The sequence below is a fragment of the Halorubrum sodomense genome (assembly GCF_900111935.1).
Taxonomy (GTDB): Archaea; Halobacteriota; Halobacteria; order Halobacteriales; family Haloferacaceae; genus Halorubrum; species Halorubrum sodomense.
Window position 1 is genome coordinate 723,749 of the sequence record NZ_FOYN01000003.1, and the last position, 26,671, is coordinate 750,419.

Sequence of the window (26,671 nt, forward strand, 5' to 3'; positions counted from 1 at the left end):
GTGCGGGGTCGCGTCCGAGGGGGCTCCGAATCGTCCGCCGGCGTTCGGGAGTTAATCGTCCGCCGGCGTCGCCCCTGAGACCGGCGCGTCGACGTCGCGGTCGGTCGCCTCTCCCTCCACGTCGAAGGGGTACTCGCCGGTGACGCAGCCGAGGCACAGGTCCGCCCGGCTCTCGCCGAGCGCCTCCGCGACCGCGTCGATCGAGAGGTACGACAGCGAGTCGGCGCCGACCTCCTGACGGATCTCCTCGGTCGAGGCGTCGGCGGCGATCAGCTCGTCGCGCGTCGCCATGTCGATGCCGAAGTAGCAGGGCGCGAGGATCGGCGGCGCGCCGATCCGGAGGTGGACCTCCTCGGCACCCGCCTCGCGCACCAGCTCGACGAGCTGGGTCGAGGTCGTCCCGCGGACGATGGAGTCGTCGATGATCGTGACCGACTTCCCCTCCACCGTCGAGCGGATCGGGTTCAGCTTCAGCCGGACCGCGCGCTCCCGCTCGTCCTGCGTGGGCATGATGAACGTCCGGCCCACGTACCGGTTCTTCATCAGCCCCTCGGCGAACTCCACGCCGCCGTCGTCCGCCGCCCGCGGCTCGCCGTCGGCCGTGGTCTCGCCCGCGGCGTCGGCGTAGCCGGAGGCGAACGCGCGCCCGGAGTCGGGCACCGGCATCACCACGTCGGACTCGACGCCGGACTCCTCCCAGAGCTTCCGGCCGAGCTTCCGGCGCACCTCGTACACGAGGCTCTCGTCGATGACGGAGTCGGGGCGCGCGAAGTAGACGTGTTCGAAGAAGCAGTGGGCGGTCGCGTCGCGCTCGACCAGCTGATACGTGTCGTAGCCGGTTCCGTCGGGGTCTAAGACGACGAGCTCGCCGGGGCGGACGTCGCGGATCAGTTCGCCGTCGAGCGTGTCGATGGCGGCCGACTCGCTGGCGAGCACGTAGCCGCCGTCGATTTTCCCGAGACACAGCGGGCGGTTACCGAGCGGGTCGCGGACGCCCAGCACGGTGTCGTCGTGGGTGATCGCCAGCGAGTAGGAGCCGTGGATGCGGTTCATCGTGTGCTTGACCGCCCGCACGAGGTCCTCTTCGAGGAGGTTACGCGCGAGGTCGTGGGCGATCACCTCGGTGTCGCCGTCGGAGGTGAACGCGTGGCCCGCCGCCGCCAGCTCCTCGCGCACCTCGTCGGCGTTCACGAGGTTGCCGTTGTGCGACAGGCCGAGCGAGCCGGATTTGAAGGAGACGGAGAACGGCTGCGCGCAGCTCTTGTCGAGGCTGCCGGCGGTCGGGTAGCGCACGTGGCCGATGCCGGTGCCGCCCGACAGCGACGCGAGGTCCCCCTCCTCGAACGCGTCGCCGACGAGGCCGCGCTCGACGTGGCTGTGCTGTTGGAACCCGTCGTGCGTGACGATCCCGGCCGACTCCTGGCCGCGGTGTTGGAGCGCGTACAGCGCGTAGTACAGCGGTCGCGCGGCCTCCCGGTCCGCGAGCGAGACGCCGACGACGCCGCACTTCTCCCGCGGTTCGTCGCCGCCGTAGTCCCCACCGGCGTTCATGTACGCGAGGGTCGGGCGGGCGGCGATAAAAATCCTCGTGTTCGTGGCGTATCCCCCCGCTTTTCGCTTCGAACTATGCGCGAACGTGTATAATCAAGGGATAGTCGCGGCGCGGTCACGCGGTCCGGGAGACGGCGGTCAGGGCGTCTCCTCGCCGCCGACGAACTCGTCGAGGCGCGCGAAGTAGTCCTCTCGGGGCACCTGGTACGCACCCCGGTAATCCACCTCGCCCGCGACGAACCGCTCCGCGACGTCGACCGCGCCGGCAGCACCGTCCTCACGGCTCCCGTAGGTCTCCGCGACCGCCTCGATCTCGGGCTCTAAGAACAGGACGACGTGCCACTCCTCGGTCGCGTACTGGCCCGATCCGGGCCGGGCGTTCCGGGCGCCGTTCGTCAGGTAGATGGTCGGGAGACACTCGTCGGGGAGGTCGCCGCTCCCGAAGACGTCGGGGCGGTAGACGAGGATCGCCCGCCCGCTGGGCTCCTCGTTCCACAGCCGCCACCCCTCCGGCAGCGATTCGAAGGCCATGCGCCCTCCTCCGTCGCGGAGGCTTGAAAACGTCGCGCTCGGGCGATCGGCTTTGCCGTCAGTCAGCTCGACCCGTTCAATCCACGATGTCCGACCCGCCCGGCGGGAGGAACTCCTGGAGCAGGTCCGCGCTGGCGACCTTGCGGACGAACGACTGGTCGGTGAACCGCTCTTTGAGGTTCCGGTAGGCCATCATCGCGGCGTCGTTCTGCGCGTACATCCCCGGCTCGAAGGTGACGTGCGCGGCCGCGCGGTCGACGACGGCCGAGGGCGGCCCGCCGATTGCCCGGGTGACCGGCTCGCACTGGACGCCGACGGCGATCCGGCAGGGCACGTCCTCGAAGTAGGTGCGGTCGCCGCGGATCACGAAGCTCCCCTTCTCGATGTACTCGCCGCTCTCGGGGGTCTTCGACACCTGGTCCGGCTCGACCATGTACGCGTCGCCCGCGCCGCGGCCGTCCTTCCAGTCCGACGAGTAGGAGACGGCGAACTGCGCGGCCTCGCGCAGCGTCTCCTCGGAGAAGTCGACGGGGTCGGCCGACTCCGACGGGCCAGACGCCTTGAGGATCGTCACCGGCCCCCCGTGCGTCTGCGTGTGGAAGAACCGGTCGTGTTTGCTCATGTACTTCTTCACCAGCTCCTCGTTCTGGTCGGCGTTGCGCCCGCCGATGACGAGGTAGCCCGTGGACGTGCGGAACCAGCGGAACCGCTCGAACCAGTCGTCCGGGCTCCGGATCGGGATCGAGGAGCGCGAGAGCCAGTCGGTCTCGTACGCCTCGTCGTCGCCCTCCCCGTCCGCGCCCTCGCCGCCGTCGCCGCCGCTCTCGTCGTCGGCCTGCTGCTCCGCCCACTCCCGCTTCCGTTCCCTGACCGCTTCCAGCTCCTCGCGGGTCGATTCGATGGCCGCCATCGCGCCCTCCTTCTTCTCCTCGACGCGCTTCGCCTCCCGGTAGAGGCGGTCGGCGTTGACCTCCACGCCCTCGCTCGCGTCGAGTTCGACGCGGGTCGTGCCGCCGTCGGCGTCGTCCGCCTCGGCGAGCTCGACGGTCACCGTCCCCTCGCCGCCGTCGACGTCGACGACGGCCTCCGCGGCCGGAATGCCCCGCTCCGCGCCGGCGTCGAGCGTCTCTGCGATCTCCGCCCACGGCACCTCGTTCTCGCGTGCCTCTCGGACGGTCGAGAGCACCTCGTCGACGAGGTCGTAGTGGGCGTACAGCAGCTCCGCGCGCTCTCGTTCCGCCTGCGCCTGCTCCTCGAACCCCTCGATCGCGCCCTCCTGCTGTTCGATGATCCGTTCCTGTTTGGCGATCTCCTCCTCGAAGTCCGGGCGGGACGCGCCCGCGTCGGCGGGCGCCTCGCCCTCCTCGCTAGCCTCGTTCCCGAGCCGATAGAAATACTCGTCGACGGCGGCGTTGAAGGAGTCGAACCCGACGCTCGGCAGGCCCTCGTGTTCCGCGAGCGGGAAGGGCGTCACGTCGACGACGCGGGGATCCGACCCGTCGTCTCCCGCCTCGCCTCCCTCGCCGTCGACCGACTCCTCGTACACGCGGGGGTCGACGTCGCCCGAGCGGAGCCGCTCGTCGATCCGTGCGAGCGCGTCGTGGAGCGCGCCGAGCTGGTCGTCGGTCACCGCCTCGATCGGCGTCTCCTTCTCGACGCCGGCCCGGGTACACACCTCCTCGGCGTACAGGCCGCCGAGGTTCAGCTGGGTCGCGAGTGTGCGCACCACGTCGCTGTCCGACTCGCGCATGTGGCGCTCGAACCCGCCGTAGCTCACGTCGAGCGGGTTCAGCCGGGAGGCCGGGTACTCGTACTGCGAGCCGGGCGCGACGGTCCGAGACTTGAGCCGGACGGTCGAGAGCGACCCCACCACCTCGCCCGTCTCGTCGAGCGCGGCGACGTTCCCCTGACCGAACAGCTCGGCGACGAGCGTGGTGTTCTGGTCCTCGCGCTCGAACTCGAAGGTGAGGATGCGGTCGAACTCGTACTGCTCGACGCCCGCGAAGTCGGCGCCCGACATCCGGTTGCGCAGCATCTTCGCGAAGTTCGGCGGGCGACCCGGCGCGTCCGCGACGTGGTCCGGGTCCGCGGCGTGCGCGCGCTTCACGTCGCCCACCTCGATCATGAGCTCGACGCGGCCGCGGTCGAAGTCGCGGAGCTTCAGCCGGAGCAGGTCGTCGTCGTAGAGGTACGCCTTGTCGACCTTCGCGCCCTCGTACCGATTGAGCTCGGTGACGAGCGCGGCGAGGTCGATGCTCGACAGCTCCCGCTTCTGGTCCATACTCGAAAGACACCGCCGGGCCGGAAAAAGGCGTGTCGTTGTGGGGACGAGTCGCGTTTCGTCGTATCCCCGCAGTTACTTCTTTTTCTTCTTGTTCTTCCCGTTCTTCTTCGCCAGCGACTCGACGGTGTTCAGGGCGTTGATGCGACCGGCGCCGAGCTCGGGGTCGCTCTTGCCGTTCACAAGCTCCGCGCCCTGCTGGATCGCCTGCTCGACCTGACTCGGACCCGCGTTCGGTTCGAGTTCGCGGACCAAAGCTGCGAGCCCTGCGACCTGCGGCGCCGAGAACGACGTGCCGGCGATGTACACGTACGCACCCCGCTCCAGCGGGTAGGTGGTGAACACGAGGTTCGTGGGGAACGGGAACGGCGTGTCCGTCGAGAGCGTCTTTTCGAGCGTCTCGTAGCCGCCGCCCGGCGCCGCAACGTCGATTTCGTTCGTGCCGAAGTTCGAGTAGAACACCAGTTCGTCGTTCGGTCCGGTCGCGCTCACGCTGAACGCCGCCGGGACGCTGTTCGGGAGGCTGAACCCGCCGCCCTGCTGGAGGTTACCTCCCGCGTTGCCGGCGCTGGCTGTAACCACGGTCCCGCGGCGCACCGCGCTCTGGAACACGGTCTGGATCGCGGCGCGGATACCGCCCTGGTTAGCTTGAGGCGGAAGAACGCCTGGAACGCCGAGGCTGAAGTTCGCGACGTCGGCGCCGACCGCCGCGGCGTAGTCGATCCCGGCGAAGATGTCGATGAAGCGCGCACCGCCCTCGTCCGGGAACACGCGGACCGGGATCAACTCGGTGTCGGGTGCGACGCCGACGATCCCTTGGTCACCGGTCGCGCCGACGACACCGGCGACGGCCGTCCCGTGGCCGCGCACCTCGTCGTCCGCGCCGTCGGTGGCGCTGGCGTCCTCGGGGATGAACGTCGCCGCGAGGTCCTCGTTCACGTTGCCGAGGTCGGGGTGATCGAAGTCGATCCCCGTGTCGACGACCGCCACGCTCGTGCCCTCGCCGGTCGCGAACTCCCGCGCCTCGCCGGCGTCGATCCGACGGTTGTCCCACTGGAGTTCGGCGAATGCGGGCTCTTCGTCGGTCTCGTCCGGGTCGACCACCCGGCGGTCGACGGGCTCGGTGAAGTCGAGCCTGACGTCCCGTGAGACCGCGGACACGCCCGCGACGCCCGAGAGGTCGCTCTCGGCGTCCGCCGGTCCACGAACGCCGAGGATCTCTCCGTCCGCGACGGTGCGGAACACCTCGAACCCGGCGTCCGCGACCGCGTCCGAGACGCCGTTCCCCTTCCCGGTGACGACGTACTCCACCGACCCGTCGCTCGCCGAGGCGAGGCCGGCGACCGAGACCGAGGCGCCCGCCGCGCCGATACCTTTCAACAGCGTCCGTCTGTCGAGTAACATGGTAACCATCCCCGTGCGGGGTATGCCGTGCCACGGACCGAACTCATTTAAATAATTTGGCTACCGAGTAGTTGTTTTAACGTCACAGGTAGAGTATTATACTCGTTGCGTGGACGACGAAGGGCGACGCGGCGGGCGCTACAACCGCTTCGACACGTACGGCCCGTCCTGCCGGTAGCCGAGCTTGTTGCGGTAGTACTCGCGGGCGCCGATGCCGGAGATGACGGCGATTTTCCCGTACCCGGCCTCGCGGGACAGCTCCTCGGCGCGTTCGAGCAGTTTCGTCCCGTACCCCTGATGCTGCCAGTCGCCGTCGCCGCCGATGCCGACCTCGTTGCCGTACACGTGGAGCTCGCGGACCAGGGCGGCGTCTTCGAGTTCGCGGCGGATCGGGTCACCCTCGGTGCCCGCCGCGCCCGGCTGGTCGGGGGCGAACGAGGGGAACCGCAGGCGGCAGAAGCCGACGAGGAGGTCGCGGACCGGGTCCTCGAAGGAGATGAAGTGCTCCGTGCCGCCGCCGGCCTCGTAGGTCAGCACGTCGAGTTCGACGTCGTCGGGGTCCGGGTCGGCGTCGTTGTGCCCGACCTCCCGGGCGCGGATATCGCGCTGGACGATCCCCTTCTCCTCGGCGCGCTGGGCCGCGAGCTGGCGGAGGTTGGACTTCTGGACGCCGGCGTCGATGAAGTCCGCGGGGATGTCGCGCTGGACGCGCTGGAGCCGCGTGTACTTCGGGATCAGGTCCATGACCTCGGCGACGACATCGGCCGCCTCCTCGCTCGTGAGCGGGTCGAAGTCGTCTCGGCGCCAGCGGTCGTACACCCGGGTTCCCTCGACGACGAGCGTGGGGTAGATCTTCAGGTAGTCCGGGCGCCAGTCGGGATTGTCGAACAGCTGCCGGAAGTCCTCCAGACACATCTCCCGGGTCATTCCCGGCTGGCCCGGCATCATGTGGAAGCCGACCTTGAACGCGGCGTCGCGCAGGCGGCGGTTGGCGTTGCGGGAGGCCTCGTTTCCGTGCCCGCGGTGCATGTCGCGGTTGATCCGCTCGTAGGTGGTCTGGACGCCGACTTCGACCTTGGTACCACCGAGATCGAGCATCCGGTCGATCTGCTCGGGGTCACACCAGTCGGGCTTCGTCTCGAAGGTGGTGCCGATGTTGCGGATCTCGTTCGTCTCGTTTTCCGCGATCACGTCCTCGAGGTACTCGAACTCGGTGTCTTCCGGCGCGGGCGCGAACGACTCGCCCTCGGCCGGCTCCGGCTCCTTGTCGAGGTCGTAGTCGTTCATCGCCTGGAGCGCGCGCTTCACGAACCACTCCTGGTAGTCGTGCGAGCGCGCGGTCATCGTCCCGCCCATCAGGATGAGCTCCACCTTGTCGACCGGGTGGCCGATCTTCCGGAGCTGTTCGAGCCGGAGGGTGACCTGCCCGTACGGGTCGTAGTCGTTCTGCTCGCCGCGCGCGGCGGCGGGCTCGTGGCCCGTGTACGACTGCGCCGAGGAGAACTCCGAGGCCGGACCGCCGGGACAGTAGAGGCACTTCCCGTGGGGGCACAGCTCGGGGGAGGTCATGATCGCGACCGGCGAGACGCCCGAGGCGGTCCGGACGGGCTTGCGCTGGACCACCTCGATCACGTCGTCGCGCGCCTCGGACGGGGCGTGGTCGAGGATCTCGGTGTTCTTCGGCACCTTCGGGGAGCCGAACTCCGAGCAGGCGTCGAGCTTGGCGCGTTCGAGGTCGTCGCGCTCGATCTCGCCGTCGAGGATGCGATCGACGAGGTGCTCGCAGGTGCGGACGAACGCCTCGGAGTCGGTGGCATCCGCGGCGGCGTCGTCGCCCTCGCTACCGGCGTCCCCGTCACTCGCCGCGTCGGTACTCATTACGCTCCGATCGACGGGTTTCGGAGTTAAGCGTGTCGCACCGATTCGTGAGAGGGGTGCGCGTCGGCAGCAGAGCGGGAGTCGGCGCCACGGCTCCGACCGCTCAACGCCGCGTTTCCCGCCTCGACGAAACGAAATTCGAGTTCTCGACCGCTCGGCTATACGAGGGCTTCAGATCTGACAAATCGGCGAGCGACACCACCGAAGCGCCCGCCTCCCGGCTGCCCCTTCGAGTCCCACCCGACCACGACCGCACAACACCTCTCCCCTCCCCAGCCTCGTCAGTCGCCGTCGCTTTGCTCCGGCGACTGACTCCCTCGCGCGGTGCTGTCTCGCGGCCGCCGATGGCGGCCGCTCGCAGGCACGCGCCACCGCGACCGCACGTTCGGGGGGTGGAACCGAACCCGCTCGTTTTAGGCAGGGCGCGGCGTACCCCGCCCCGTGCTACGGAAGGACCTCCTGCGCGTCTCCCGGGCGGGCGGCGGCTACCGCCCGCAGTTCACCGGCCGGGAACACCGCCCGCTCGCGGCCCGCGTCCTCGGGACGTTCGAGTCGCACGTCGGCGAGCGGCGCGGCGACCTCGACGACGCGCTGGCGGACCTGGAGGCCGACGCCGCCGCCCGGAACGGCGACTTCAAGCTCGTCCGCGGGCTCGCGGCGCTCGTCGAGCGCGAGTGCGAGTTCGAGACGCGCGCGCCGGTCCCGCCGCGTCGCGTCCGGCGGGCCGCGTTCGAGGCGGCCGAAGCGGTCGGCGTCGCGAACGAGGCGGACCGGGAGGTCGCGGTCGAGCGCGCCGCCGACGCGCTCGGGATCGGCGCGGGCGAGGTGGAGGCGTCGCTGTACGCCGACCGCGACGTCGAGCAAGTGCTCGTCGACGCCGACGTGCGCTGGGACCCCGACGCCCTCCTGGAGCAGTACGATCTTTCGCTCGCCCAGACCGCGCTCTTCGACGCCACCGAGGTCCGGGTGCGGTCGAACGACCCGAAGCGGCTCGTCTCCGCCGTCAAGCGACTCCGACTGATGTACGAGGTGAAAAAGACTCCGGACGGCCGCGAGCTCGTCGTCACCGGCCCGGACCGGCTGTTCTCGCGCACCCGCCGCTACGGGACCGCGTTCGCGCGGCTGCTCCGAACGGTCGCGGAGTCGGCCGAGTGGTCGCTGGAGGCGACGATCGACGACCGCGGGCGCGAGCGCACGATGCGCCTCTCGGACGGCGACGTGACCGTGCCGGACGTCGAGCCCGTCGCGGAGCCCGACTTCGACAGCGGGGTCGAGGCCGACTTCGCCGGGCGGGTCCGCGGGCTCGACCTCGACTGGACCTTGGTACGGGAGCCCGAACCCCTCGAAACGGGCGCGAGCGTGATGATCCCGGACTTCGCGTTCGACTACGACCACGCCGACTTCCGGCTCTTCTTCGAGGTGATGGGCTTCTGGACCCCCGAGTACGTCGAAAAGAAGCTCTCCCAGCTCGCGGACGTGGAGGACGTGGACCTTCTCGTGGCCGTCGACGAGAGCCTCGGCGTCGGCGAGGAGATAGCCGCGCGCGACCACCGCGTCGTCACCTACTCGGGGACGGTGCGCGTGAAGGACGTGGTCGACGTGCTCCGCGAGTACGAGGACGAGTTCGTCGCGGACGCGGCCGCCGCCCTCCCCGATTCCCTCTCGCCCGACGCCGACGCGATCGGACTCGACGACCTCGCGGACGAGCGCGGCGTGAGCGTCGAGGCGATAGCTGACAAGGCGTTCCCCGACCACGAGCGCATCGGGCGGACGCTCGTGCGGCCGGCGGTGTTGGCGGCGATCGACGACGAGATCGAGGCCGGGATGGCGCTCTCGGCGGCCGAAGCGGTCCTCGACGATCACGGCATCGACGACGCGAGCGCGGCCCTCTCGCGGCTCGGCTACCGGGTCGAATGGGAGGGGCTCGGCGGGGGAACGGTTCGGGAGAAATCGGAATAACGTATTTAACTAAGTGCCGTGGCGCGCGCCTCCGAGCGCCCAGCGGGCGCGAGTAGCGAGAGACCGGAGGTCTCTCTGACAGCCGGCGGCTTCGCCGCCGGCGAGAGCGCGTGCGAGGGAGTCACGAGCGCTTTTAACCGCGAGCGACGAGGCCGGGGAGGCGTGAGGTGCCGTGCGGTCGCGGTCGGGTGGGACTCAAAGGGGCAGTCGCGAGGCCGCCGTAGGCGACGTAAGCACCGCAGGGAGCGAGCGAAGCGAGCGACTGAGGAGCGCAACGAGCGTACGGCGGCCTCGCGGCTGGGGCTTTGGAGGTGTTCACCGGCGATCCGCAATCAACCACTCATAAATAACAAAACGGTTCGTTAACCTGTTCAGTCACTCCACGACGGGCAGGTCGGCCCGACTGCCCTTCGGGACCACGGAGCGAAGCTCGTCGTATAAATACAGCCCGACCCCGATCGGCACCGACTCGCCGGCGACCTCGTGGGTCGCGATGAGGTAGCCCCAGTCGCCGTCCCACTCGGGGAGGTCCTGATCGTCGCCGGCCGCGAACCGAGACGCTCGCTCGGGGTCCAGTTCGATCACGTTCTTCGTCGCGCGCGATCCGAACCGCGAGACCGCTCGGCCGGTCGGCTTCCAGTGCTCCTGTCGCGTCCGGAGGAAGGTCATCCCGATCGCCTCTACCTCGCTCGGGTCCGTCGTCTCGCCGTTGAAGATCCAGACCTTCCCGGCGCCCTTCTCCCAGAAGCTGTATCCTTCGAACACCTCTCGCTCGATCCCGAACCGTTCGTCCCACCAGTCGAGGACCTCCGCGCGGCTCGCGCGGCCCTCGACCTCGCGGTCGGCGGGCGTCTCGGGGAGGCGGTCGAACCGCTGGCCGTCGTTGGTGGGGGCGTCGTCGGTCACGCTCCGACCCCCGTATCTTTGTTCCCCCCCACGCGCAGCTTCGCGCAGAAGAACCCGCCCGTGTCGTTGCGGTGCGGGTAGATGCGCTTCGCGCGCGTCACGGACTCGTCGTACGTCTCGCCGTCCCACTCGGTCACGCCGGGGTCGGTTTCGAGCGGGAGGTCGAACTCGACCAGCTCGCAGTCCTCGTTCGCGAGGACGTGGTCGAGGACGGCCTCGTTCTCCTCGGGCGCGAACGTACACGTGGAGTAGACCACGACCCCCCCAGGTCTGGTCGCCTGGACGGCTCGCGCCAGGACACCCTTCTGGATCCCCGCGACCGCGTGGACGTGGTCGAGCGTCCACTCGTCGAGGACGTCCGGATTCTTGCGGCAGGTGCCCTCACAGGAGCAGGGCGCGTCGACCAGCGCGCGGTCGAACTCGTCGAACGCGAGCGGCCTCGTCGAGAAGTTGCGGGCGTCCTGGTTCGTGACGACCGCGTTCGTGATCCCGAGTCGCTCAGCGTTGTGCCGGAGCGCGGAGAGCCGCCCGAGGTTGTTGTCGTTGGCGACGAGGGTGCCCTCGTCGTCCATCGCGTCCGCGATCTGGGTCGTCTTGCTGCCGGGCGCCGCGCAGGCGTCCCAGACGCGCTCGCCAGGCCGCGGGTCGAGCGCGAGCGTCGGCAGCACGGACACCTCCTCCTGCCCGTGGGTCCAACCGTGGACGTACGGCCAGTTACCGCCGGGGTTGCCGTCGGGGAGGCGGAAGAGGCCGTCGTGCCAGTCGACCGGCTCGTGGGCGACGCCCCCCTCGTCGAACGCCTCGCGGACGCGGGCCGGCGTCGCCGCGATCCGATTCGTGCGCACGACCGAGGGGAGCGGGCGGTCGCACGCCGCCCGGAACGCGTCGACGTCGTCGACGAGCGACTCGTATCGGTCGAGCGGGTTCATGACCCACCTTTCGCCCCGGGCGGTTAGACCGTTTCGGGACTCGCTCGGCCCGGCTCGCGCCCCACCTTTAGGTCCGCGCCCCGCGTACGCCCGGCCATGGCCCGTATATCCACCGTCGAGGACGTGTCGCTGGACGAGCCGACGCTGGTCGAGGGGTTTCCGGGCGTGGGGCTCGTCGGCAAGATCGCGACCGACCACCTGATCGACGTTCACGGGATGATCCACTACGCGAACGTCCACTGCGACGGGCTGCCGCCGGTGGCGGTGTACCGCGAGGGCAACGCCGCGGCGACGACGCCGGTGCGGCTCTACGCGGACCCGGAGCGGGACCTCGTCGCGCTCCGCAGCGACGTGCCGGTGAACCCGGCCGCCGCGTCGAAGGTCGCCGCGTGCCTCGGCTCGTGGTTCGACGAGACGGGGCTGTTCCCCGTGTTCCTCTCCGGACTCGGCCGCGAGAAGGACGACGAGCCGCCGGCGCTGTACGGGATCGCGACCGGCGACGGCGGCGAGGCGCTCGCCCGGGCCGAGGTGGAGGCCCCCTCGGAGTCCGGGCTCGTCTCGGGGCCGACCGGCGCGATGGTCGCGGCGGCGCTGGAGCACGACCGCGACGCCGTCGGGCTCGTCGTCGAGTCCGATCCGAAGTTCCCCGACCCCGAGGCGGCGCGGCGGCTCATTCTCGACGGGATCGACCCGATCGCGGGCACGGAGACGCCGACCGACGGGCTCGTCGACCAGGCGACCGAGATCCGCGAGGCGAAACAGCAGCTGGCGGAGCAGATGCGACAGGCGAACGAGGAGAGCTCGCAGGCCGAGCCGCTGAAGATGTTTCAGTAGGGGTCAGTCCGCGGAGTCGACTCCGGCGTCGGCCTCCAGCTCGTCGAGGATCGGCCGGTACTTCAGCTGGACCTCGTCCCACTCGCGGTCGGGGTCGGAGTCGGAGACGATCCCGACGCCCGCGAACAGCGTCGCGCGCCGCCGGCTCGCGACGGCCGAGCGGATCGCGACCGCGAACGCGCCGTTGCCCGCGGCGTCGATCCAGCCCACCGGGGCGGCGTACCAGCCGCGGTCGAACGGCTCCGTCTCGCGGATCGTCGCCAGCGCGCGGTCCGGCGGGAGCCCGCCGACCGCGGGCGTCGGGTGGAGCGCCTCGACGAGGTCGAGGACGTGGCGGTCCGCGTCGAGCTCGGCGGTAATCGGCGTGTGGAGGTGCTGGACCGTCGCGAGCCGCCGGACGCGGCGCTCGCCCGCGGAGACCGACGCCGCGAACGGCTCGAGCTGGTGGCGGACCGTTTCCGCGACTAGCTCGTGTTCGTGGACGTTCTTCTCGTCGTCGAGCAGCTCGCGCGCGAGCCACTCGTCTTCGGTCGGCGTCTCGCCGCGTCCGGTCGTCCCGGCGAGGGCGTCCGTCTCGACCGTCCGGCCGCGCAGCGAGACCAGCCGCTCGGGCGTGGCGCCGAAGAAGGCGCTCTCCCCGGCGGCCGGCTCGAACCAGTAGCGGTGGCAGTCGGGGTACTTCTCGGCGAGGCGTTCGAGCGTCGCCGCGCGGGGGAAGTCGGCCGCGAGGTCCGCCTCCAGCGCCTGCGCCAACACCACCTTCCGGAGGTCGCCGTCGCGGATCCGGTCGACCGCGGCGCCGACGCTCTCGCGCCACGCCTCGCGGCTCGTCGTCCGACGGCTCTCGCTGATTCCCGGGCGGGGCGAGCGGGCCGCGGAGCCGTCGACCGCGCCGTGGTCGGCGTCACCGAGCGCGGCGAACCGCTCGACCTCGCGCGCCAGTCGGTCCTCGACTGCTGCCGCGTCGGCGTCGGCACCGACCGCGTTGACGGTCAGCCACGTCCCGTTGTCGGCGACGGTCAGTTGGGTCCGAGGCAGCACGAACCGAGCCTCGGGAAACGGCCCCCACGGGTCGCCGTCGCAGGCTCCCTCGTGGAAGGCGAACCCCCCGAACACGCGCGGGCGGGCCGCCTCCGTACCGGCGTGGACGTCGCCGGCTTCGAACAGCTCCGTCGCCGCCTCGCGGATCGACGCGAACCGGTCGCTTCCGGCCGCGGTCAGGGTCGCCGCCGCGCCGCCGCCGATCACCAGCGCGTCGTCGGGGGCGCTCCAGACCGTGCGCGGGGCGGAGAGCGCGTCGAACGCCGCCGCGAACCCCGGCTCGTCGACAGCTGTGGTCCGGCTGACCAGCGGCGGCGACGACCGGGAGCGCGCCTGATCCATGCGTATCGAATCGGGGACGGGGACCCTTTATCCTGACTATCGGGGCGGAGCAGGCGGGGAAAATCGGGCAGGGGGACGAAGGAAATCGGGCGACCAGACGTCGGTCGTCAGCTGTATCGGTCCTCGTTCCAGGGGTTCGCCGTGTCGCTGTACCCGCGCTTCTCCCAGTAGCCGAGCTCCTTCTCGGTAAGGAACTCGACGCCCGATACCCACTTCGCGCCCTTGTAGGCGTACTTGTGCGGCGTGACGACGCGGATCGGGCCGCCGTGATCGGCCGGGAGATCGTCGCCGTCGTAGCCGTACGTGAGCTGGACGCCCGGCCTCGTACATTCCTCCAGCGGGAGGTCGGTCGTGTAGCCGTCGAGCGAGTGGAACATGACGTGTTCGGCGTCGTCGCGGACGCCGGCGCGCTCGGCCAGATCGGCGAACGAGACGCCCGTGAACTCGCAGTCGAACTTGCTCCACCCCGTCACGCAGTGGAAGTCCTGCCGCTGGGTGACGGCGGGGAGGTCGCGGAACTCGTCGAGCGAGAACGACAGCGGCTCCTCGACCGCGCCCCACACCTCGAGTTCGAAGGTCTGCGGATCCCACGCGGGCGTTCCGCTCTTCGAGAGGACGGGGAAACCGTCCGTCTCGCGCTGGCCCGGAGGGAGCCGATCGTCGCCGTACTCGCGGTAGAGATCGGTGAGGTCCTCGGCGGCGTCGACGCCGGATTCGGTCATGGAGGCGGATACGTCCCGAACCGACGTATGAATGTCGCTCTCTCGTCGCGTGAGCCTCCTTGCCATCGGAATGCGACGGGAGTGTTCGGATTTTCCAAATCAGAGTTCTACCGATCAAAAATATAATTTTAAATCTCAGTTCTGAGTTTTCAGATATACGCATCTGCGACGCCACCTTTATATTTCCCATCCCACAAGAGCCGGACAGCAAATGCCACGAGTGAAGATAACGGTGCCGGAGCATCTGGAAATGCAGATCGCCCAGATGGTCGAGGAGGGAGAGTTCCTCAACCGCGAGGAGGCGGTCGAGGAGCTGCTCTCGACGGGCATCAAGGCGTACAAGACGAGCGGCCCGCGGGAGGACGACGACTCCAACGGGTTCGAAGACGAGGGAATGATGGGCCACGAAGACGAGTACGTCTTCTGACCGGCGCCGGCACCGATTTTCCCCCACGGTCCCCGAACGCGCGGAATCGTGCGTACCCGCCTCAACAACCCTTAAAGGGCCTACGGCCCGTATCTCGGGGTATGCACAAGGACGAACTGCTCGAACTCCACGAACAGATGGTGACGATCATGGAGCACTTCCGCGCGCAGGAGACGGTCGACGGATCGCTTTTCGACCCCTACGACGAGCTCGAGGTCGATCCGTCGCACGTCCACAAATCGAAGAGCGAGCACAAACACGCCGTGTTCGTCCTCGGCAACGCGCTGGCGAACGCGATGAGCGAAGACGAGTTCTCGCCCGCCGGCCGCGTCGGCAAGCGGATGGAGGAACTCGCCGACGACGCCGAGAACAAGATCTGAGCGGAGGCGGTCGCGGACGCGACTGCCCCCTCGACGCTCCGCCGCTCCCTCTCCGAGCCCCGCTCCCTATCGACCGATTCCTTCCGAGCCCCACTCCCGATCGACCGATTCCTTCCGAGCCCCGCTCCCGACCCCCGAATTGATGTACGCGCAGTCCCCTCCAACCCGACATGGTCGCGGGAGCGCTGACATCGGACGCCGTTCACCTCGTCGCCGGTGGCATCGGCGTCGTCGTCGCGCTCGCAGCAGTGTACCTCGTCGATCACCCCGGCGGTGACTGGACGCGGGCGCTCCGATCGCGGCTCCTCCTCGGCGTTCCGTGGGGGACGCTCGTCGTGATCGCCGGCGTGATCGGCGTGTACCTGTTCGTCCAGTCGGGGATCGACGACCCGAACCGACCGGTCGTGATCCCGTTTCGATCGTGGTCGTACTTCTACCCGGAGGGGATGGTCTGGTCCAGCTTCGCGCACGCGAGCCGCGGGCACATCACCGGTAACCTCCTGTCGGCGCTCGTCGCGGGCGGCCTCGCGGAGTACGCGTACGGCCACTTCCCCGGCGGACGCGAGGTCGACGACGCGGAGTCCCCAATCGTCCGGTTTCGGCGCCGTCCGGAGTACCTCCGACGCCTTGCGAATCACTTCCGGCACCTTCCGAATCACTTCCGACGCCTCCCGGGTCGAGTGCGACGGCTGCCGGCCCGGATCGCCGCCGTCGACTCGCCGGGAGCGAACCCTTACGTTCGGGCGTTCCTGATCGTCCCCGGCGTCGCGGTCGCGTTCGGCCTCGGGTTCGCGCTGTTCGCGCTGGGACCAGTGATCGGCTTCTCCGGCGTCGTGTTCGGGTACTGGGGATTCGCGCTCGTCTCGCGGCCCGTCACCGCGGTCGTCGCCACGGCGGGAACGACGCTCGTGCGCGTCCTCTACGACGCCCTCCGAGTCCCGGTGGCGTTCGCGGAGGCGTCCCCCTCGTACGGCGCGCCGGGGTGGGCGAACGTCGCGATCCAGGGCCACGCGATCGGGCTGATCGCCGGGGCGCTGCTCGCGGTTCTCCTCTCTCGCCGGCGGGCCCGAGGCCCGGGCGACGAACGCCGTGACGGAGACCCGACGGGGAGCAGATGGAAGTACCACCCGCTCGCGACGGCTGACGGGGACGGACTCGGGGCGGACGCGACCCAGCGGTCGGCGCTCGTCGTCTTCGGCGCGCTGCTGCTGTTCGGCGCGTCGCGCCGGCTGTGGGCGGTGTACTGGTACCTCGGCAACGAGCAGTACGAGCTGTACCGCGCGGTCGGGCTCGGGCTGCTCGCCGTCCTGGCCGCGCTCGTCGCCGTCGCGGCCGTCTCTCGCGACGAGCCGTTGTGGCCGGCGCGGGCGGTTCCGAAGCCGGAGACGCTCCGAGACGGAGTCCGATCGGCGACGCCCGCGGGGGTCGGCGTACTCCTCCTCGTCGCTGCGCTGGCGGCGGTCGCGGGGCCGGGGGTGGTTCCGAACCTCGTCGCCGTCGACGACGGGGACCTCCCCGGCGACCCGATCGAGGTGGAGGGGTATCGGGTGACGTACGCCGAGAACGTCGAGAACCAGCTCGTGGGCGTCGTCGACGTGGAGGCGTTCGGCCGCTCGACGTCCGTCAACACGTCGGGGGTGATCGTCACCCATCCGGATCGGGAAATTTGGACGACGGCGGTCTCGAAGGGGAACCTCGCGTTCTGGGGGTACCGGGCGATCGATCTCGGGGGGACGGGGTGGCGCGAGACCGTCTGGGTCCAGCGGGTCGGCTGGGTCGCCGCGAACGGCGGCCCGACCTACCGGGTCGACGCGGTCCGCGACGACACGAGGCGGACGCTGTTCACGAGCGAACCGGCGCGGGCCGAGCCCCGGATCGACGGTCGGAACGTCGTCGTCGCGGCCACGCAGGGCGGGTTCGAACTGTCGGTGATCGGCGGGAGCGGCACCAACGTCACGGCGCCGCTTCCGGCCGCGAACGAGTCGGTGACGGTCCGGGGGATCACCCTCGTGCGCGAGGGCGACGTCCTGTTCGCGGAGCGCGGCGAGACGCGGGTGCGGATCGCGCAGCGGGAGCGATACGAAGGGCGGCAGTAGGAGACGGGAGAGGCGGGAACGGCGTGAGGGAGACCGGAGCGCGTCGCGGGCGCTACGTCCACTCGATCCGGTACACTTCGGTGTCGACGTCGCGCGCCTCGTCGGCGTGGTGGTCGAACTGCGCGTCGATCCGGAACTCGGCCGCGAACGCGTGCGTCACCTCGCCGCCCTCGTCGGCGGCGAACGACTCGACGAACTGCCGGCTCCCCGCGTTGTGGATCGAGTAGGAGACGGCAGCGAGGTCGCTCGCGACGGCGAGGAACGCGCGGTCGGCGTGTCTGTTCCCGTCTTGGGCGCCGAACGGGGGATTCATCACGACGGTGGCGGGTTCCGCGACGGCGAGCGGCGGGCGGGTGGCGTCGCCGCGGACCCAGTGGACCGGTGCGCTGGCGGCGACGCGGCGCTCGTTGGCGCGGGCGGTCGCCAGCGCGTCGCCGTCGAGTTCGAGGCCGACGACGCGCGCGGGTCCGCGCAGCGCCGCGGCCAGCGCGAGCATCCCGGTGCCGGCGCCCAGGTCGATCACGGTGCGACCCTCGACGTCGCCGTGGAGGTCCGCGAGGTGGACGACGTGGGCCGCCAGCTCGGGCGGCGTCGGGTACTGTTCGAGGGCGGCGTCGGGACGCTCGAAGCCGGCGACGACGCCGAGCTTTGTCGCGAGCGACCGCTTCGTCGCCATCGGTCAGGCGGCGCCGTCGCCCTCGACGCGGACGAGTTCGACTCCCTCGCGGTCGGCGCGTTCTGCGAGCGCCGCGAGCGCGGTGTGAACCTCCTCGCACGTCGCTTCGTCGACGCGGACCTCGATCCGACCGGCACCGAGGAACGACGCGGCGCGGACGAGTCCGCGGAGTCGGTCGGCCTCGCGCTGGCGTTCGAGCGTGCTCTCGGCGTCGAACTCCGCCTCGGTCGCGACCGCGGCGGGCTGGTAGCCGCGGGCCGCGAGCCCCTGTTTGAGGTCGCGGAGGTGGTCGGGCGCGGTGCTGTCGAGGTCCGACGCGTCGATGACGACCGGGTCGACGTCGGCGGGGCGACAGCCGCGGAGCGTTCGTTCGATGCCGGACGAGGAGGTGGTGCTCATACACCCTGATATGTATTAGTTATACAAAAATCTTTATAGATGTTTTGTAGTAATATACGGCGGAGGCGACGGCGGACCGGACGCTCCGCGGGCCGGGGACTCACGACCGTTGACGCGCGACGCGGAGACTCACGACCGTTGGCACACGACGCGCCGAGATCGACCTCGGAAGCCCGGAGGGATGATTCCGGCCTCAAACCGCGGTCACGTTTCGTGCGTCGCGGTGCCGGCGGCGGGGCGTGTCGACACCGTGTTCGGACCGGCAACGGTTTTTTAATTCCGAATGTAGGAGCGTTCTACGTACAGCTAAAGGCGTATTCAACCGATCCCAAGTTTTTCGTCGTCGTCGTGGGGTGTGGGCAAGAGTTAAATACGCAAACGACCAGAAACCTTTTAATGGAACGTCCGAGTCGCCAGCGGCAACAGGAGCGAGAGGCGGAGCAGGAAACGGACGAATCGACGGTCTCCTGTCCGGAGTGTGACTCGGAGAACATCGTCACCGACGCCGACCAGGAACTCGTCTGTGAGGACTGCGGGCTCGTCTTGGACGAGCGCAACATCGACCGCGGGCCGGAGTGGCGCGCGTTCAACCACTCGGAGCGGCAGTCGAAGTCTCGCGTCGGCGCCCCCATCACGGAGACGATGCACGACAAGGGGCTAACGACGACCATCGACTGGAAGGACAAGGACGCGTACGGGCGGTCGCTCTCCTCGGAGAAGCGCTCGCAGATGCACCGCCTCCGCAAGTGGCAGGAGCGGATCCGGACGAAAGACGCGGGCGAGCGCAACCTCCAGTTCGCGCTCTCGGAGATCGACCGGATGGCGAGCGCGCTCGGGGTGCCGCGCTCGGTGCGGGAGGTCGCCTCGGTGATCTATCGACGCGCGCTCAACGAGGACCTGATCCGCGGCCGCTCCATCGAGGGCGTCTCCACCGCCGCGCTGTACGCCGCCTGCCGGCAGGAGGGGATCCCCCGCAGCCTCGACGAGGTCGCGGACGTCTCGCGGGTGCCACAGAAGGAGATCGGCCGGACGTATCGGTACATCTCCCAGGAGCTCGGCTTAGAGCTGAAGCCCGTCGACCCCAAGCAGTTCGTCCCCCGGTTCGCGTCCTCGCTCGAACTCTCCGAGGAGGTCCAGTCGAAGGCGACCGAGATCATCGACGTCTCGGCCGAACAGGGGCTGCTCTCCGGGAAGTCCCCGACGGGCTTCGCGGCCGCCGCGATCTACGCGGCCTCGCTCCTCTGTAACGAGAAGAAGACCCAGCGCGAAGTGGCGGACGTCGCGCAGGTCACCGAGGTCACCATCCGGAACCGGTACCAAGAGCAGATCGAAGCGATGGGGTTCCGATAGGGCGGCCCGTCGAATCCGCCGATCGGTCGCGGCGTCCGCGACGCGACTGTTGGATCGGGTTTTTAATCGATACCCGCTGTATCCACGACCGAGATGTACGCAGAGATCCTCGTTCCGACCGACGGCAGTCCGGCGTCGGACGCCGCGATCGAACACGCGATCGGCCTCGCAGACCGGTACGACGCCCGTCTCCACGCCCTGTACGTCGTCGACGGCGCGGCGTACTCCAGCCTGGAGGCCGGCGCGGAGGTCGTCGTCGAGGCGCTCGAGTCGGAGGGCGAGAAGGCGACGAAGCGCGTCGCGGACGCAGCTGACGACGCGGGCATCGAGTGCGTCACCAGCGTCACGTCCGGGACGGCGTACCAGTCGATCCACGACTACGTCGACGAACACGGCATCGACGTCGTCGTCATGGGGACGCACGGACGGAAGGGGATCGGCCGCTACCTGCTCGGGAGCGTCACGGAACGAGTCGTCCGGACCTCGGACGTCCCGGTGTTGACCGTGCGACAGTCCACGGATGAGTAGTCGCACCGCTCCCGGCGAACGCGGGTGACACCGATGCGCGACTGGCTCTCTCACCGCGTGGTCTCGTCGCCGGACGACACGGCCCTCGTCCGCGCTGAGGACGGCGAGGCGTGGAGCTACACCGACCTCGACCGGCTCGTCGACGAGACGGCCGGGCGACTGGTCGCGCACGGGCTGGGCGAGGGCGACCGGATCGGGGTGCTCACCCCCCCGTACGTCGGTACCGTCGGCCTCGTCCACGCGACGATGCGGATCGGGGCGACGTTCGTCCCGCTCGGCCAGGAGCTGACCGCCCGCGAGATCGCCGCGCGGATCGACCGGACCGACCTTGACGCCGTCGTCTGCGCGGAGCCGACCGAGCCGACGGCGACCGACGCGGCGGCGGAGATCGAGGGGGTCCCCGTCTACTCCGTCGACGACCCGGCGAGCGCCGAGGTCACCGGGATTCACGACGTCGATCCGGCGTCGATCGATCCGCCGGGATGGTCGTTCGCGGACCCGCTCTGCGTGCTGTTCACCTCCGGGACGACCGGGGAGCCGAAGCCCGTGCCCCTGACCGCGGGCAACGTGTACAGTTCCGCGGTCGCCTCGGCGTTCCGCCTGGGCGTCGAGCCCGACGACCGGTGGCTCGTGTCGCTGTCGCTTCACCACATGGGCGGGCTGGCACCGGTGTATCGGTCGGTGCTGTACGGGACCACTCTCGTGTTGCGAGAGGGGTTCGACGCGGGCGGCACCGCAGACGACATCGACGCGTACGACGTGAGCGGGGTCTCGCTCGTCCCGACGATGCTCAAGCGGATGCTCGACCGCCGCGGGACGCTGTCGGACTCGCTGCGCGCGGTCCTGCTCGGGGGCGCGCCCGCGCCGGCCGAGCTGTTGGAGCGGTGTCGCGACTACTCGATTCCGGTGTACCCGACCTACGGGATGACGGAGGCCGCCTCGCAGATCACGACCGCGACGCCGCGACAGACCAGAGACCGGATCGGGACGGTCGGCCGCCCCCTCTTCGGCACCGACGTGACGGTCGTCGACGACGGCGGCGAGCCGGTCGAGCCGGGCGAGACCGGCGAGATCGTCGTCAGCGGACCGACGATCACGCCGGGATACCTCGCGGTCGACGAAGGCGACCCCGCGGCCTCCGACGCGGTCGAGGTGAACGGGATCGATCCGGCGGATCTCGATCGCTCCGAGTTCGGCCCGCACGGACTCCAGACCGGCGATGTCGGTCGATTCGACGAGTCGGGGTTCCTCCACGTGCTCAACCGCGTCGACGACCGGATCATCACCGGCGGCGAGAACGTCGAACCCGGGGAGGTCGCGGACGTGCTCCGCGGACACCCCGAGGTGGACGACGTGGCGGTGATCGGGCTCGACGACGACGTGTGGGGTGAACGCGTCGGGGCGCTCGTCGCGGTCGGCGACCGGTTCCCGTCGGGCGCGGTCGCCTCCACCGACGGTCCGTCCTCGGAGGGAACCGCCCCGGTGGGCGATCGGCTAGGCGACGGCTCGGAGGGCAACGGTTCCGACGGCAGCGATTCGGGTTCCGCCGGTCGCGAAGCGAACGGCGGGGGGGCGGACGACGACGAGATAGCGGATCCGAGCGCCGGAGCCGACCGCATCGGTCCCGCACCGATCGACGAGGGAGCGTTCGTCGCGTTCGCCCGCGAGCGGCTGGCCGGGTTCAAGATCCCGAAGACGGTCGCGTACGTCGACGAGCTCCCGCGGACCGTCTCGGGAACGGTCGACCGGGAGGCGACGCGCGCCGTCCTCCGGGAGCGCGGCGCGGACCCCCGCGAGAGCGCCGACACCGACCTCGAAACCGCGGGGTTCCGGCCGGCCGATCCGACAGATCCGCCGGAAGATTCGGTAGATCCGCCGGAAGATCCGGAATCGACGGAGACGACCGGGTCGGGCGACCCGAAGCCCGGGTCCGACGGCGGTGGCTCGGCCGCCGACACCGACGGCGGTGACGACTCGGGTGCCGACGGCGGTGACGGCGAGTCGGACGCGGCCGGCGACGAGGGCGACGCCGAGAACGGGATGACGTAAACGCACACGAAGTTGTTCGTTGTTCCACGAACGTTTTGAGCGCGCGGTCCTCACGGTCGGTATGGAACTGCTCGACGACAGCGTCGTGCCGGCGCGCGCGCGAGACGTCAAACAGGAGGCCCGCGAGTTCGCGGACGAGTACATTGCCCCGAACGCCGAGGCGTATTACGAATCGGGCGAGTACCCCTGGGAGGTGCTCGAAGCGGGGATGGACGCCGGGCTCGTCGCGCAGGACATCGGCGAGGAGTACGGCGGGAAGGGGTTCGACCTCGCGCAGGTGCTCGCCATCGCGGAGGAGTTCTACCGCGCCGACGCCGGCATCGCGCTCACCCTCCAGCTCGCCAGCTTCGGCGCCGAGATGGTCGAGCAGTACGGCACCGAGGAGCAGAAGGAGGAGTACCTCCGGCCGGTGGCCGAGAACGACCAGATCTCCGGGCTCGCGGTCTCCGAACCGCAGACCGGCTCCGACCTCGCGGGCATGACGACGGAGGCCGAGAAGGTCGAGGGCGGCTACGAGCTCACCGGCGAGAAGTACTGGGTCGGCAACGCGGTCGAGGCCGACTGGCTCACGGTCTACGCCAAGACCGGCGAGAGCGACGACCGCTACTCCAACTACACGCTGTTCATCGTCGAGACCGACTCCGACGGCTACGAGGCCGAACACATCCCCGAGAAGATGGGGATGCGCGCGTCCAAGCAGGGCCACATCGTCTTCGAGGACTGCTTCGTCCCGGAGGAGAACGTCGTCGGCAGCGAGGGCGGCGGCTTCTACGTGCTCGCGGACTTCTTCAACCACGGCCGCGTGATCGTCGGCGGCCACGGGCTCGGGCTCGCGGCCGCCGCCATCGAGGAGGCGGAGGCGTTCATCGACGAGCGCGAGGCGTTCGGCCGCACCATCGACGAGTTCCAGGCCGTCCAGCACACGATCTCCGACATGCGCATCGGGTTCGAGTCGGCCCGCGCGCTCAACTGGCGCGCCTGCGAGAAGGTCGCGAACAACGAGGACGCCGGCTACTGGGCGGCCCTCGCCAAGACCAAGTCCACGGAGGTCGCGACCGACTGCGCCGAGCAGGGCATGAAGCTCCACGGCGGCCGCTCGATCCTCACCGACCGCCGGATCGCCCGCGTCTACCGCGACGTGCGCATCCCGGTGATCTACGAGGGCGCCAACGACATCCAGCGCAACCTCATCTACCGGCAGTCGCGCTGAGGGCGACTCCGGGGCGGCTCACAGCGTCGCCGCCAACCGCCGCAGCGCCTCACTGCCGCCGGTCGCCAGCGGCTCGCCGTGGCCGACGCAGGCGACCTCGAACACCGGGGCGCGCTCGGCCAGGTCGCGCACGCTCGCCGCGACCGCGTCGGTGTCGTAGCTGATCACCCAACCGGAGGGCTTCAGGTCGCCGTCCGACTCGGAGACGAGGTCCCCGAGCAGTCCGACCCCGAGTTCCTCGCTGACGTACGCGACGTGGCCCGGCGTGTGCCCGGGCGTGTGGTACGCGGTGAACGAGCCGAGCGCCTCCCCGTCCCGCACGCCGACCACGTCGAGGTCGGGGAGATCCGTGAGGAGCCCGCCGAGCCGCTGGATCAGTCCCTTGTGATTCCGGAGCGGCGGCGACCGCGCGCCGCGGAGGAGCTGGGCGTCGAACCCGTACGCGTGGATCGACGCGTCGAGGTCGGGCGCCAGCGCCGCCAGCGTCCCGACGTGGTCGAGGTCGTAGTGGGTAAGCAGGACGCGGCCGATGTCGGAGACCGCGACGCCGGCCTCGTCGAGGCCGCGTCGGATCGCCGCCTCGTCCCACGGCGTGCCGGCGTCGACGAGGGTCGGCACGTCGTCGGAAACGAGGTACGCGTTGACCCCGCGACAGTCGAACCGCCAGACGCCCTCCGCGATTTCCGTCGCCATGTCGGTGCGTACGGTCCGGAGCGGAATGAACGCTGTCGTGGCGGAACGCAGGGAGCGCGACCTCCCGGGACCGAGTCGACGCCGTCGACGGTGCGCCCGACGAAAACGCCAAGACGCCGGGGCGACACCACGGGGTATGCGACTGGAGGACTACTGGGGGATCGGCCCCAAGACGAGCGAGCGGCTCACGGCGGCGCTCGGGACCGAGCGGGCGATCGAGGCGATCGAGTCGGCCGACGTCCGCGCGCTCGTCGACGCCGGGCTCCACCGCGGCCGCGCGACGCGCATCCTCCGCCGGGCGAACGGGGAGGCCGGGATGGAGGTGCTCGCGACGGGCGACGCGCGCTCGGTGTACGACGACCTCCTCGGGCTCGCGGCCGACGCCGCGCTGACCGCGCACGCGGCGGACCGGATCCGCGTGTTGACCCCGCTGCTCGACCGCGACGCCGTCGAGTCGCGGTTAGGGCGGGTCGTCGCCGCCCGCGACGCGTGGACCGGCCTCGACGAGGCTGACCGCGAGGCCGTCGAGGACGCGTTCGCCGCGTACGACGAGGCCGACGGCTCCGACCTGGCCGCGGTCGAGACCGCCGTCGCGCTCCGCGAGGCGGGGCTGACTGACGGTCCCTTCGCAGCGGTCGGCGCGCTCAACGGCGACCGACTGCGCGACGCGGCCGACGCGCTCGCGGACGTTCGGGGCTCGATCGACCCGGCCGGCGACCTCGACGGCGACGACATCGAGATCGCGAGCGGCGCCGACGCGGAGCTGGACCGCCTGCGCGAGCGGCTGTCGGCCGCGCGCGACCTCGCGGACTCCGCGTTCGACGTGCTCGAGTCGGTGCGCGACGGGAGCCTCCGCGACTTCGAGGCGCTGGAGGCGGCGACGATCGACCACGTCGCGCGCGAGACGGGGGTCGAGCCGGCGACGGTGCGGGCCGCGGCGCCCGACGAGGCGCTCGACGCAGCCGACTTCGTCTCCGGAACCCTCCGGGAACTCGTCGTCGAACTGGAGGCCGCGGTCGACGAGCGCGAGGCCGCCGTGGCGGCCGACATCCGCGAGCGACTGGGCGACGAGCCCGCGACGGCCGACGCGAGCGAGGCGGAGACCGACGACGCCGAGGGAACCGGGAGCGACGACGCCGAGGAGACGGAAGAGGGCGGCGACACCACCGTCGCCCGCGCCGCGGCGGCGGTGTCGGACGCCGCGTTCCTGCTGTCGCTCGGGCGGTTCGCGGCAGAGAACGGCCACGTCCGGCCGATGCTCGTCGACGACGGCATCGCCGTGCGCGGGGCGCGAAATCCCTTCCTCGCCGGCGACGTCCAGCCGGTGTCGTACGGGGTCGGCTCCCACTCGCTCGCGGACGCGTCGGGCGTCGCGAGCGCGGACGCCCCGCCGACGGGCGACCGCGTGAGCGTCCTCACCGGGGCGAACTCCGGCGGGAAGACGACGCTCTTAGAGACCCTCTGTGCGGTCTCGCTGCTCGCGTCGATGGGGCTGCCCGTGCCCGCCGACGCGGCCGAGGTCGGCGCCTTCGACCGGGTCGTCTTCCACCGCCGGCACGCCTCGTTCAACGCCGGCGTGCTGGAGTCGACGCTGAAGTCGGTCGTCCCGCCGCTGGTCGCGGACGGCCGCACGCTCATGCTCGTCGACGAGTTCGAGGCGATCACGGAGCCGGGGCGCGCCGCCGACCTGCTGAACGGCCTGGTGACGCTGACGGTCGACCGCGGCGCGCTCGGCGTGTACGTCACCCACCTCGCGGACGACCTGAGCCCGCTGCCCGACGCCGCCCGCATCGACGGCATCTTCGCGGAGGGGCTGACGAACGACCTGGACCTCCGGGTCGACTACCAGCCGCGGTTCGAGACCGTCGGGAAGTCCACGCCGGAGTTCATCGTCTCCCGTCTCGTCGCGAACGCGAGCGACCGCGGCGTCCGCGCCGGCTTCGAACACCTCGCGGGTGCCGTGGGCGAGGAGGCGGTCCAGCGAACCCTCTCCGACGCTCAGTGGACGGCGAACGATGACTGAGGAGGCGGGCGGTAGCGACCCCGGGCCGGACCGGATCCGCTCGATCGCGGTCCACCGCGAGGACGTGGCGAACGCCCTCGAAGCCACGCTCCGGAGCGACCGGGATGTCGTCCTCCGCGCGACGCCGCCCTTCTCGGGGCGGATGCGCGCTCGGCTCCACGCGGTCGACACGGACGGCGACGGTGACGCCGAGAACACGGGTGAATCCGACGTTCCGGCGCCGCTTCACGTCGACCCGCGGGACCTGGTCGAGGACGTGCCGCCGTATCCCGAGCCCGACGACACCGCGACCGAATACCCCGACGCCGACCTCGAAGCCCGCCGGGAGCGACACGCGGAAGCCGTCGAGTCGTGGCGCGAGCGCGTCCGCGAGGGCGTCGGCTCGACGGTCGAAATCGAGGTCGACGGCGACGCTCGCGCCGTCGACGTGGTCGCGCTCGGCTGAATCGAGCCGGAAAACCG

General features: G+C 70.4%; 23 protein-coding genes. 11 read left to right on the forward strand and 12 right to left on the reverse strand.

Going from position 1 to position 26,671, the window contains the following annotated elements:
- Positions 1–51 precede the first annotated feature (51 nt).
- From purF to BM286_RS13005, 5 genes are all read right to left on the reverse strand, one after another.
- Entirely contained in the window at positions 52–1,551 is a 1,500-nt protein-coding gene (purF, locus tag BM286_RS12985; RefSeq protein WP_092923071.1) for an amidophosphoribosyltransferase, read from the reverse strand.
- Between the two features lie 138 nt (positions 1,552–1,689).
- Positions 1,690–2,082 (reverse strand): DUF5820 family protein, encoded by a 393-nt coding sequence (locus BM286_RS12990; protein WP_092923074.1) that lies wholly within the window; start codon positions 2,080–2,082, stop codon positions 1,690–1,692.
- Between the two features lie 76 nt (positions 2,083–2,158).
- Positions 2,159–4,363, reverse strand: coding sequence for a ribosome rescue protein RqcH (gene rqcH / locus BM286_RS12995; RefSeq protein ID WP_092923077.1), 2,205 nt, complete (start codon positions 4,361–4,363; stop codon positions 2,159–2,161).
- Positions 4,364–4,438: 75 nt separating this feature from the next.
- Positions 4,439–5,767, reverse strand: a complete 1,329-nt coding sequence (locus BM286_RS13000) for a S8 family peptidase (RefSeq protein WP_092923080.1) — start codon at positions 5,765–5,767, stop codon at positions 4,439–4,441.
- Positions 5,768–5,905: 138 nt separating this feature from the next.
- On the reverse strand, positions 5,906–7,645 hold the full coding sequence (locus BM286_RS13005) for a tRNA uridine(34) 5-carboxymethylaminomethyl modification radical SAM/GNAT enzyme Elp3 (protein WP_092923083.1): 1,740 nt from the start codon (positions 7,643–7,645) through the stop codon (positions 5,906–5,908).
- Between the two features lie 441 nt (positions 7,646–8,086).
- Between BM286_RS13005 and BM286_RS13010 the strand changes: the two genes are divergently transcribed.
- Positions 8,087–9,604 carry a DUF790 family protein gene (locus tag BM286_RS13010; RefSeq protein ID WP_092923086.1) on the forward strand — a complete coding sequence of 506 codons (1,518 nt, stop codon included), beginning with the start codon at positions 8,087–8,089 and terminating at the stop codon, positions 9,602–9,604.
- Between the two features lie 375 nt (positions 9,605–9,979).
- Here the strand turns inward: BM286_RS13010 and BM286_RS13015 are convergent, their stop codons facing one another.
- A complete protein-coding gene (locus BM286_RS13015; protein ID WP_092923089.1) occupies positions 9,980–10,510 on the reverse strand; it encodes a DUF7122 family protein in 531 nt (176 codons plus the stop codon).
- On the reverse strand, positions 10,507–11,439 hold the full coding sequence (locus tag BM286_RS13020; protein ID WP_092923092.1) for an RsmB/NOP family class I SAM-dependent RNA methyltransferase: 933 nt from the start codon (positions 11,437–11,439) through the stop codon (positions 10,507–10,509). The genes BM286_RS13015 and BM286_RS13020 overlap by 4 nt, the downstream gene beginning before the upstream one ends.
- Positions 11,440–11,535: 96 nt before the next feature.
- Here BM286_RS13020 and BM286_RS13025 point away from each other — a divergent pair, with 96 nt between their 5' ends.
- Positions 11,536–12,273, forward strand: a complete 738-nt coding sequence (locus tag BM286_RS13025; RefSeq protein ID WP_092923095.1) for a proteasome assembly chaperone family protein — start codon at positions 11,536–11,538, stop codon at positions 12,271–12,273.
- A 3-nt stretch (positions 12,274–12,276) separates the two neighbouring features.
- On the opposite strand, the gene BM286_RS13030 is transcribed toward BM286_RS13025, so the two are convergent.
- Both BM286_RS13030 and BM286_RS13035 read right to left on the reverse strand, forming a co-directional pair.
- Positions 12,277–13,656, reverse strand: coding sequence for an isochorismate synthase (locus BM286_RS13030; protein WP_092923097.1), 1,380 nt, complete (start codon positions 13,654–13,656; stop codon positions 12,277–12,279).
- Between the two features lie 107 nt (positions 13,657–13,763).
- A complete protein-coding gene (locus tag BM286_RS13035) occupies positions 13,764–14,378 on the reverse strand; it encodes a sulfite oxidase-like oxidoreductase (RefSeq protein ID WP_092923100.1) in 615 nt (204 codons plus the stop codon).
- A gap of 211 nt (positions 14,379–14,589) precedes the next feature.
- On the opposite strand from BM286_RS13035, the gene BM286_RS13040 reads away from it, so the two are divergent.
- The 3 genes from BM286_RS13040 to BM286_RS13050 all read left to right on the forward strand — a co-directional run bounded on the left by BM286_RS13040 (position 14,590) and on the right by BM286_RS13050 (position 17,281).
- On the forward strand, positions 14,590–14,805 hold the full coding sequence (locus BM286_RS13040; RefSeq protein WP_092923103.1) for a ribbon-helix-helix domain-containing protein: 216 nt from the start codon (positions 14,590–14,592) through the stop codon (positions 14,803–14,805).
- 101 nt (positions 14,806–14,906) lie between these two features.
- Positions 14,907–15,185 (forward strand): UPF0058 family protein, encoded by a 279-nt coding sequence (locus tag BM286_RS13045; RefSeq protein WP_008442749.1) that lies wholly within the window; start codon positions 14,907–14,909, stop codon positions 15,183–15,185.
- Positions 15,186–15,355: 170 nt separating this feature from the next.
- On the forward strand, positions 15,356–17,281 hold the full coding sequence (locus BM286_RS13050; protein WP_092923106.1) for a rhomboid family intramembrane serine protease: 1,926 nt from the start codon (positions 15,356–15,358) through the stop codon (positions 17,279–17,281).
- A 52-nt stretch (positions 17,282–17,333) separates the two neighbouring features.
- Here the strand turns inward: BM286_RS13050 and BM286_RS13055 are convergent, their stop codons facing one another.
- Both BM286_RS13055 and BM286_RS13060 read right to left on the reverse strand, forming a co-directional pair.
- Positions 17,334–17,957: an METTL5 family protein gene (locus tag BM286_RS13055; RefSeq protein ID WP_092923109.1), complete on the reverse strand. Its 624-nt coding sequence runs from the start codon at positions 17,955–17,957 to the stop codon at positions 17,334–17,336.
- A 3-nt stretch (positions 17,958–17,960) separates the two neighbouring features.
- On the reverse strand, positions 17,961–18,356 hold the full coding sequence (locus BM286_RS13060) for an apurinic/apyrimidinic endonuclease family protein (protein ID WP_092923112.1): 396 nt from the start codon (positions 18,354–18,356) through the stop codon (positions 17,961–17,963).
- 396 nt (positions 18,357–18,752) lie between these two features.
- Between BM286_RS13060 and BM286_RS13065 the strand changes: the two genes are divergently transcribed.
- The 4 genes from BM286_RS13065 to BM286_RS13080 all read left to right on the forward strand — a co-directional run bounded on the left by BM286_RS13065 (position 18,753) and on the right by BM286_RS13080 (position 23,493).
- Positions 18,753–19,706 carry a transcription initiation factor IIB gene (locus tag BM286_RS13065; protein ID WP_092923115.1) on the forward strand — a complete coding sequence of 318 codons (954 nt, stop codon included), beginning with the start codon at positions 18,753–18,755 and terminating at the stop codon, positions 19,704–19,706.
- A gap of 93 nt (positions 19,707–19,799) precedes the next feature.
- A complete protein-coding gene (locus BM286_RS13070) occupies positions 19,800–20,234 on the forward strand; it encodes a universal stress protein (protein WP_092923118.1) in 435 nt (144 codons plus the stop codon).
- 33 nt (positions 20,235–20,267) lie between these two features.
- On the forward strand, positions 20,268–22,283 hold the full coding sequence (locus BM286_RS13075) for a class I adenylate-forming enzyme family protein (protein WP_092923121.1): 2,016 nt from the start codon (positions 20,268–20,270) through the stop codon (positions 22,281–22,283).
- Between the two features lie 61 nt (positions 22,284–22,344).
- On the forward strand, positions 22,345–23,493 hold the full coding sequence (locus tag BM286_RS13080) for an acyl-CoA dehydrogenase family protein (protein WP_092923124.1): 1,149 nt from the start codon (positions 22,345–22,347) through the stop codon (positions 23,491–23,493).
- An 18-nt stretch (positions 23,494–23,511) separates the two neighbouring features.
- On the opposite strand, the gene BM286_RS13085 is transcribed toward BM286_RS13080, so the two are convergent.
- A complete protein-coding gene (locus BM286_RS13085; RefSeq protein ID WP_092923127.1) occupies positions 23,512–24,186 on the reverse strand; it encodes an MBL fold metallo-hydrolase in 675 nt (224 codons plus the stop codon).
- A 136-nt stretch (positions 24,187–24,322) separates the two neighbouring features.
- Here BM286_RS13085 and BM286_RS13090 point away from each other — a divergent pair, with 136 nt between their 5' ends.
- Positions 24,323–26,209: a MutS-related protein gene (locus BM286_RS13090; protein WP_092923130.1), complete on the forward strand. Its 1,887-nt coding sequence runs from the start codon at positions 24,323–24,325 to the stop codon at positions 26,207–26,209.
- Positions 26,202–26,654 (forward strand): hypothetical protein, encoded by a 453-nt coding sequence (locus BM286_RS13095; protein ID WP_092923133.1) that lies wholly within the window; start codon positions 26,202–26,204, stop codon positions 26,652–26,654. Before BM286_RS13090 ends, BM286_RS13095 begins: the two co-directional genes overlap by 8 nt.
- Positions 26,655–26,671: the final 17 nt, after the last annotated feature.

Bases quoted from the DNA above. Each gene is read 5' to 3' on its own strand.
- BM286_RS13030 (WP_092923097.1), bottom strand. From the start codon at position 13,656: ATGGATCAGGCGCGCTCCCGGTCGTCGCCGCCGCTGGTCAGCCGGACC.
- BM286_RS13095 (WP_092923133.1), top strand. From the start codon at position 26,202: ATGACTGAGGAGGCGGGCGGTAGCGACCCCGGGCCGGACCGGATCCGC.
- BM286_RS13090 (WP_092923130.1), top strand. From the start codon at position 24,323: ATGCGACTGGAGGACTACTGGGGGATCGGCCCCAAGACGAGCGAGCGG.
- BM286_RS13045 (WP_008442749.1), top strand. From the start codon at position 14,907: ATGCACAAGGACGAACTGCTCGAACTCCACGAACAGATGGTGACGATC.
- rqcH (WP_092923077.1), bottom strand. From the start codon at position 4,363: ATGGACCAGAAGCGGGAGCTGTCGAGCATCGACCTCGCCGCGCTCGTC.
- BM286_RS13085 (WP_092923127.1), bottom strand. From the start codon at position 24,186: ATGGCGACGGAAATCGCGGAGGGCGTCTGGCGGTTCGACTGTCGCGGG.
- BM286_RS13070 (WP_092923118.1), top strand. From the start codon at position 19,800: ATGTACGCAGAGATCCTCGTTCCGACCGACGGCAGTCCGGCGTCGGAC.
- BM286_RS13055 (WP_092923109.1), bottom strand. From the start codon at position 17,957: ATGGCGACGAAGCGGTCGCTCGCGACAAAGCTCGGCGTCGTCGCCGGC.
- BM286_RS13050 (WP_092923106.1), top strand. From the start codon at position 15,356: ATGGTCGCGGGAGCGCTGACATCGGACGCCGTTCACCTCGTCGCCGGT.
- BM286_RS13025 (WP_092923095.1), top strand. From the start codon at position 11,536: ATGGCCCGTATATCCACCGTCGAGGACGTGTCGCTGGACGAGCCGACG.
- BM286_RS12990 (WP_092923074.1), bottom strand. From the start codon at position 2,082: ATGGCCTTCGAATCGCTGCCGGAGGGGTGGCGGCTGTGGAACGAGGAG.
- BM286_RS13020 (WP_092923092.1), bottom strand. From the start codon at position 11,439: ATGAACCCGCTCGACCGATACGAGTCGCTCGTCGACGACGTCGACGCG.
- BM286_RS13080 (WP_092923124.1), top strand. From the start codon at position 22,345: ATGGAACTGCTCGACGACAGCGTCGTGCCGGCGCGCGCGCGAGACGTC.
- BM286_RS13075 (WP_092923121.1), top strand. From the start codon at position 20,268: ATGCGCGACTGGCTCTCTCACCGCGTGGTCTCGTCGCCGGACGACACG.
- BM286_RS13000 (WP_092923080.1), bottom strand. From the start codon at position 5,767: ATGTTACTCGACAGACGGACGCTGTTGAAAGGTATCGGCGCGGCGGGC.
- BM286_RS13035 (WP_092923100.1), bottom strand. From the start codon at position 14,378: ATGACCGAATCCGGCGTCGACGCCGCCGAGGACCTCACCGATCTCTAC.
- BM286_RS13005 (WP_092923083.1), bottom strand. From the start codon at position 7,645: ATGAGTACCGACGCGGCGAGTGACGGGGACGCCGGTAGCGAGGGCGAC.
- purF (WP_092923071.1), bottom strand. From the start codon at position 1,551: ATGAACGCCGGTGGGGACTACGGCGGCGACGAACCGCGGGAGAAGTGC.
- BM286_RS13040 (WP_092923103.1), top strand. From the start codon at position 14,590: ATGCCACGAGTGAAGATAACGGTGCCGGAGCATCTGGAAATGCAGATC.
- BM286_RS13060 (WP_092923112.1), bottom strand. From the start codon at position 18,356: ATGAGCACCACCTCCTCGTCCGGCATCGAACGAACGCTCCGCGGCTGT.
- BM286_RS13065 (WP_092923115.1), top strand. From the start codon at position 18,753: ATGGAACGTCCGAGTCGCCAGCGGCAACAGGAGCGAGAGGCGGAGCAG.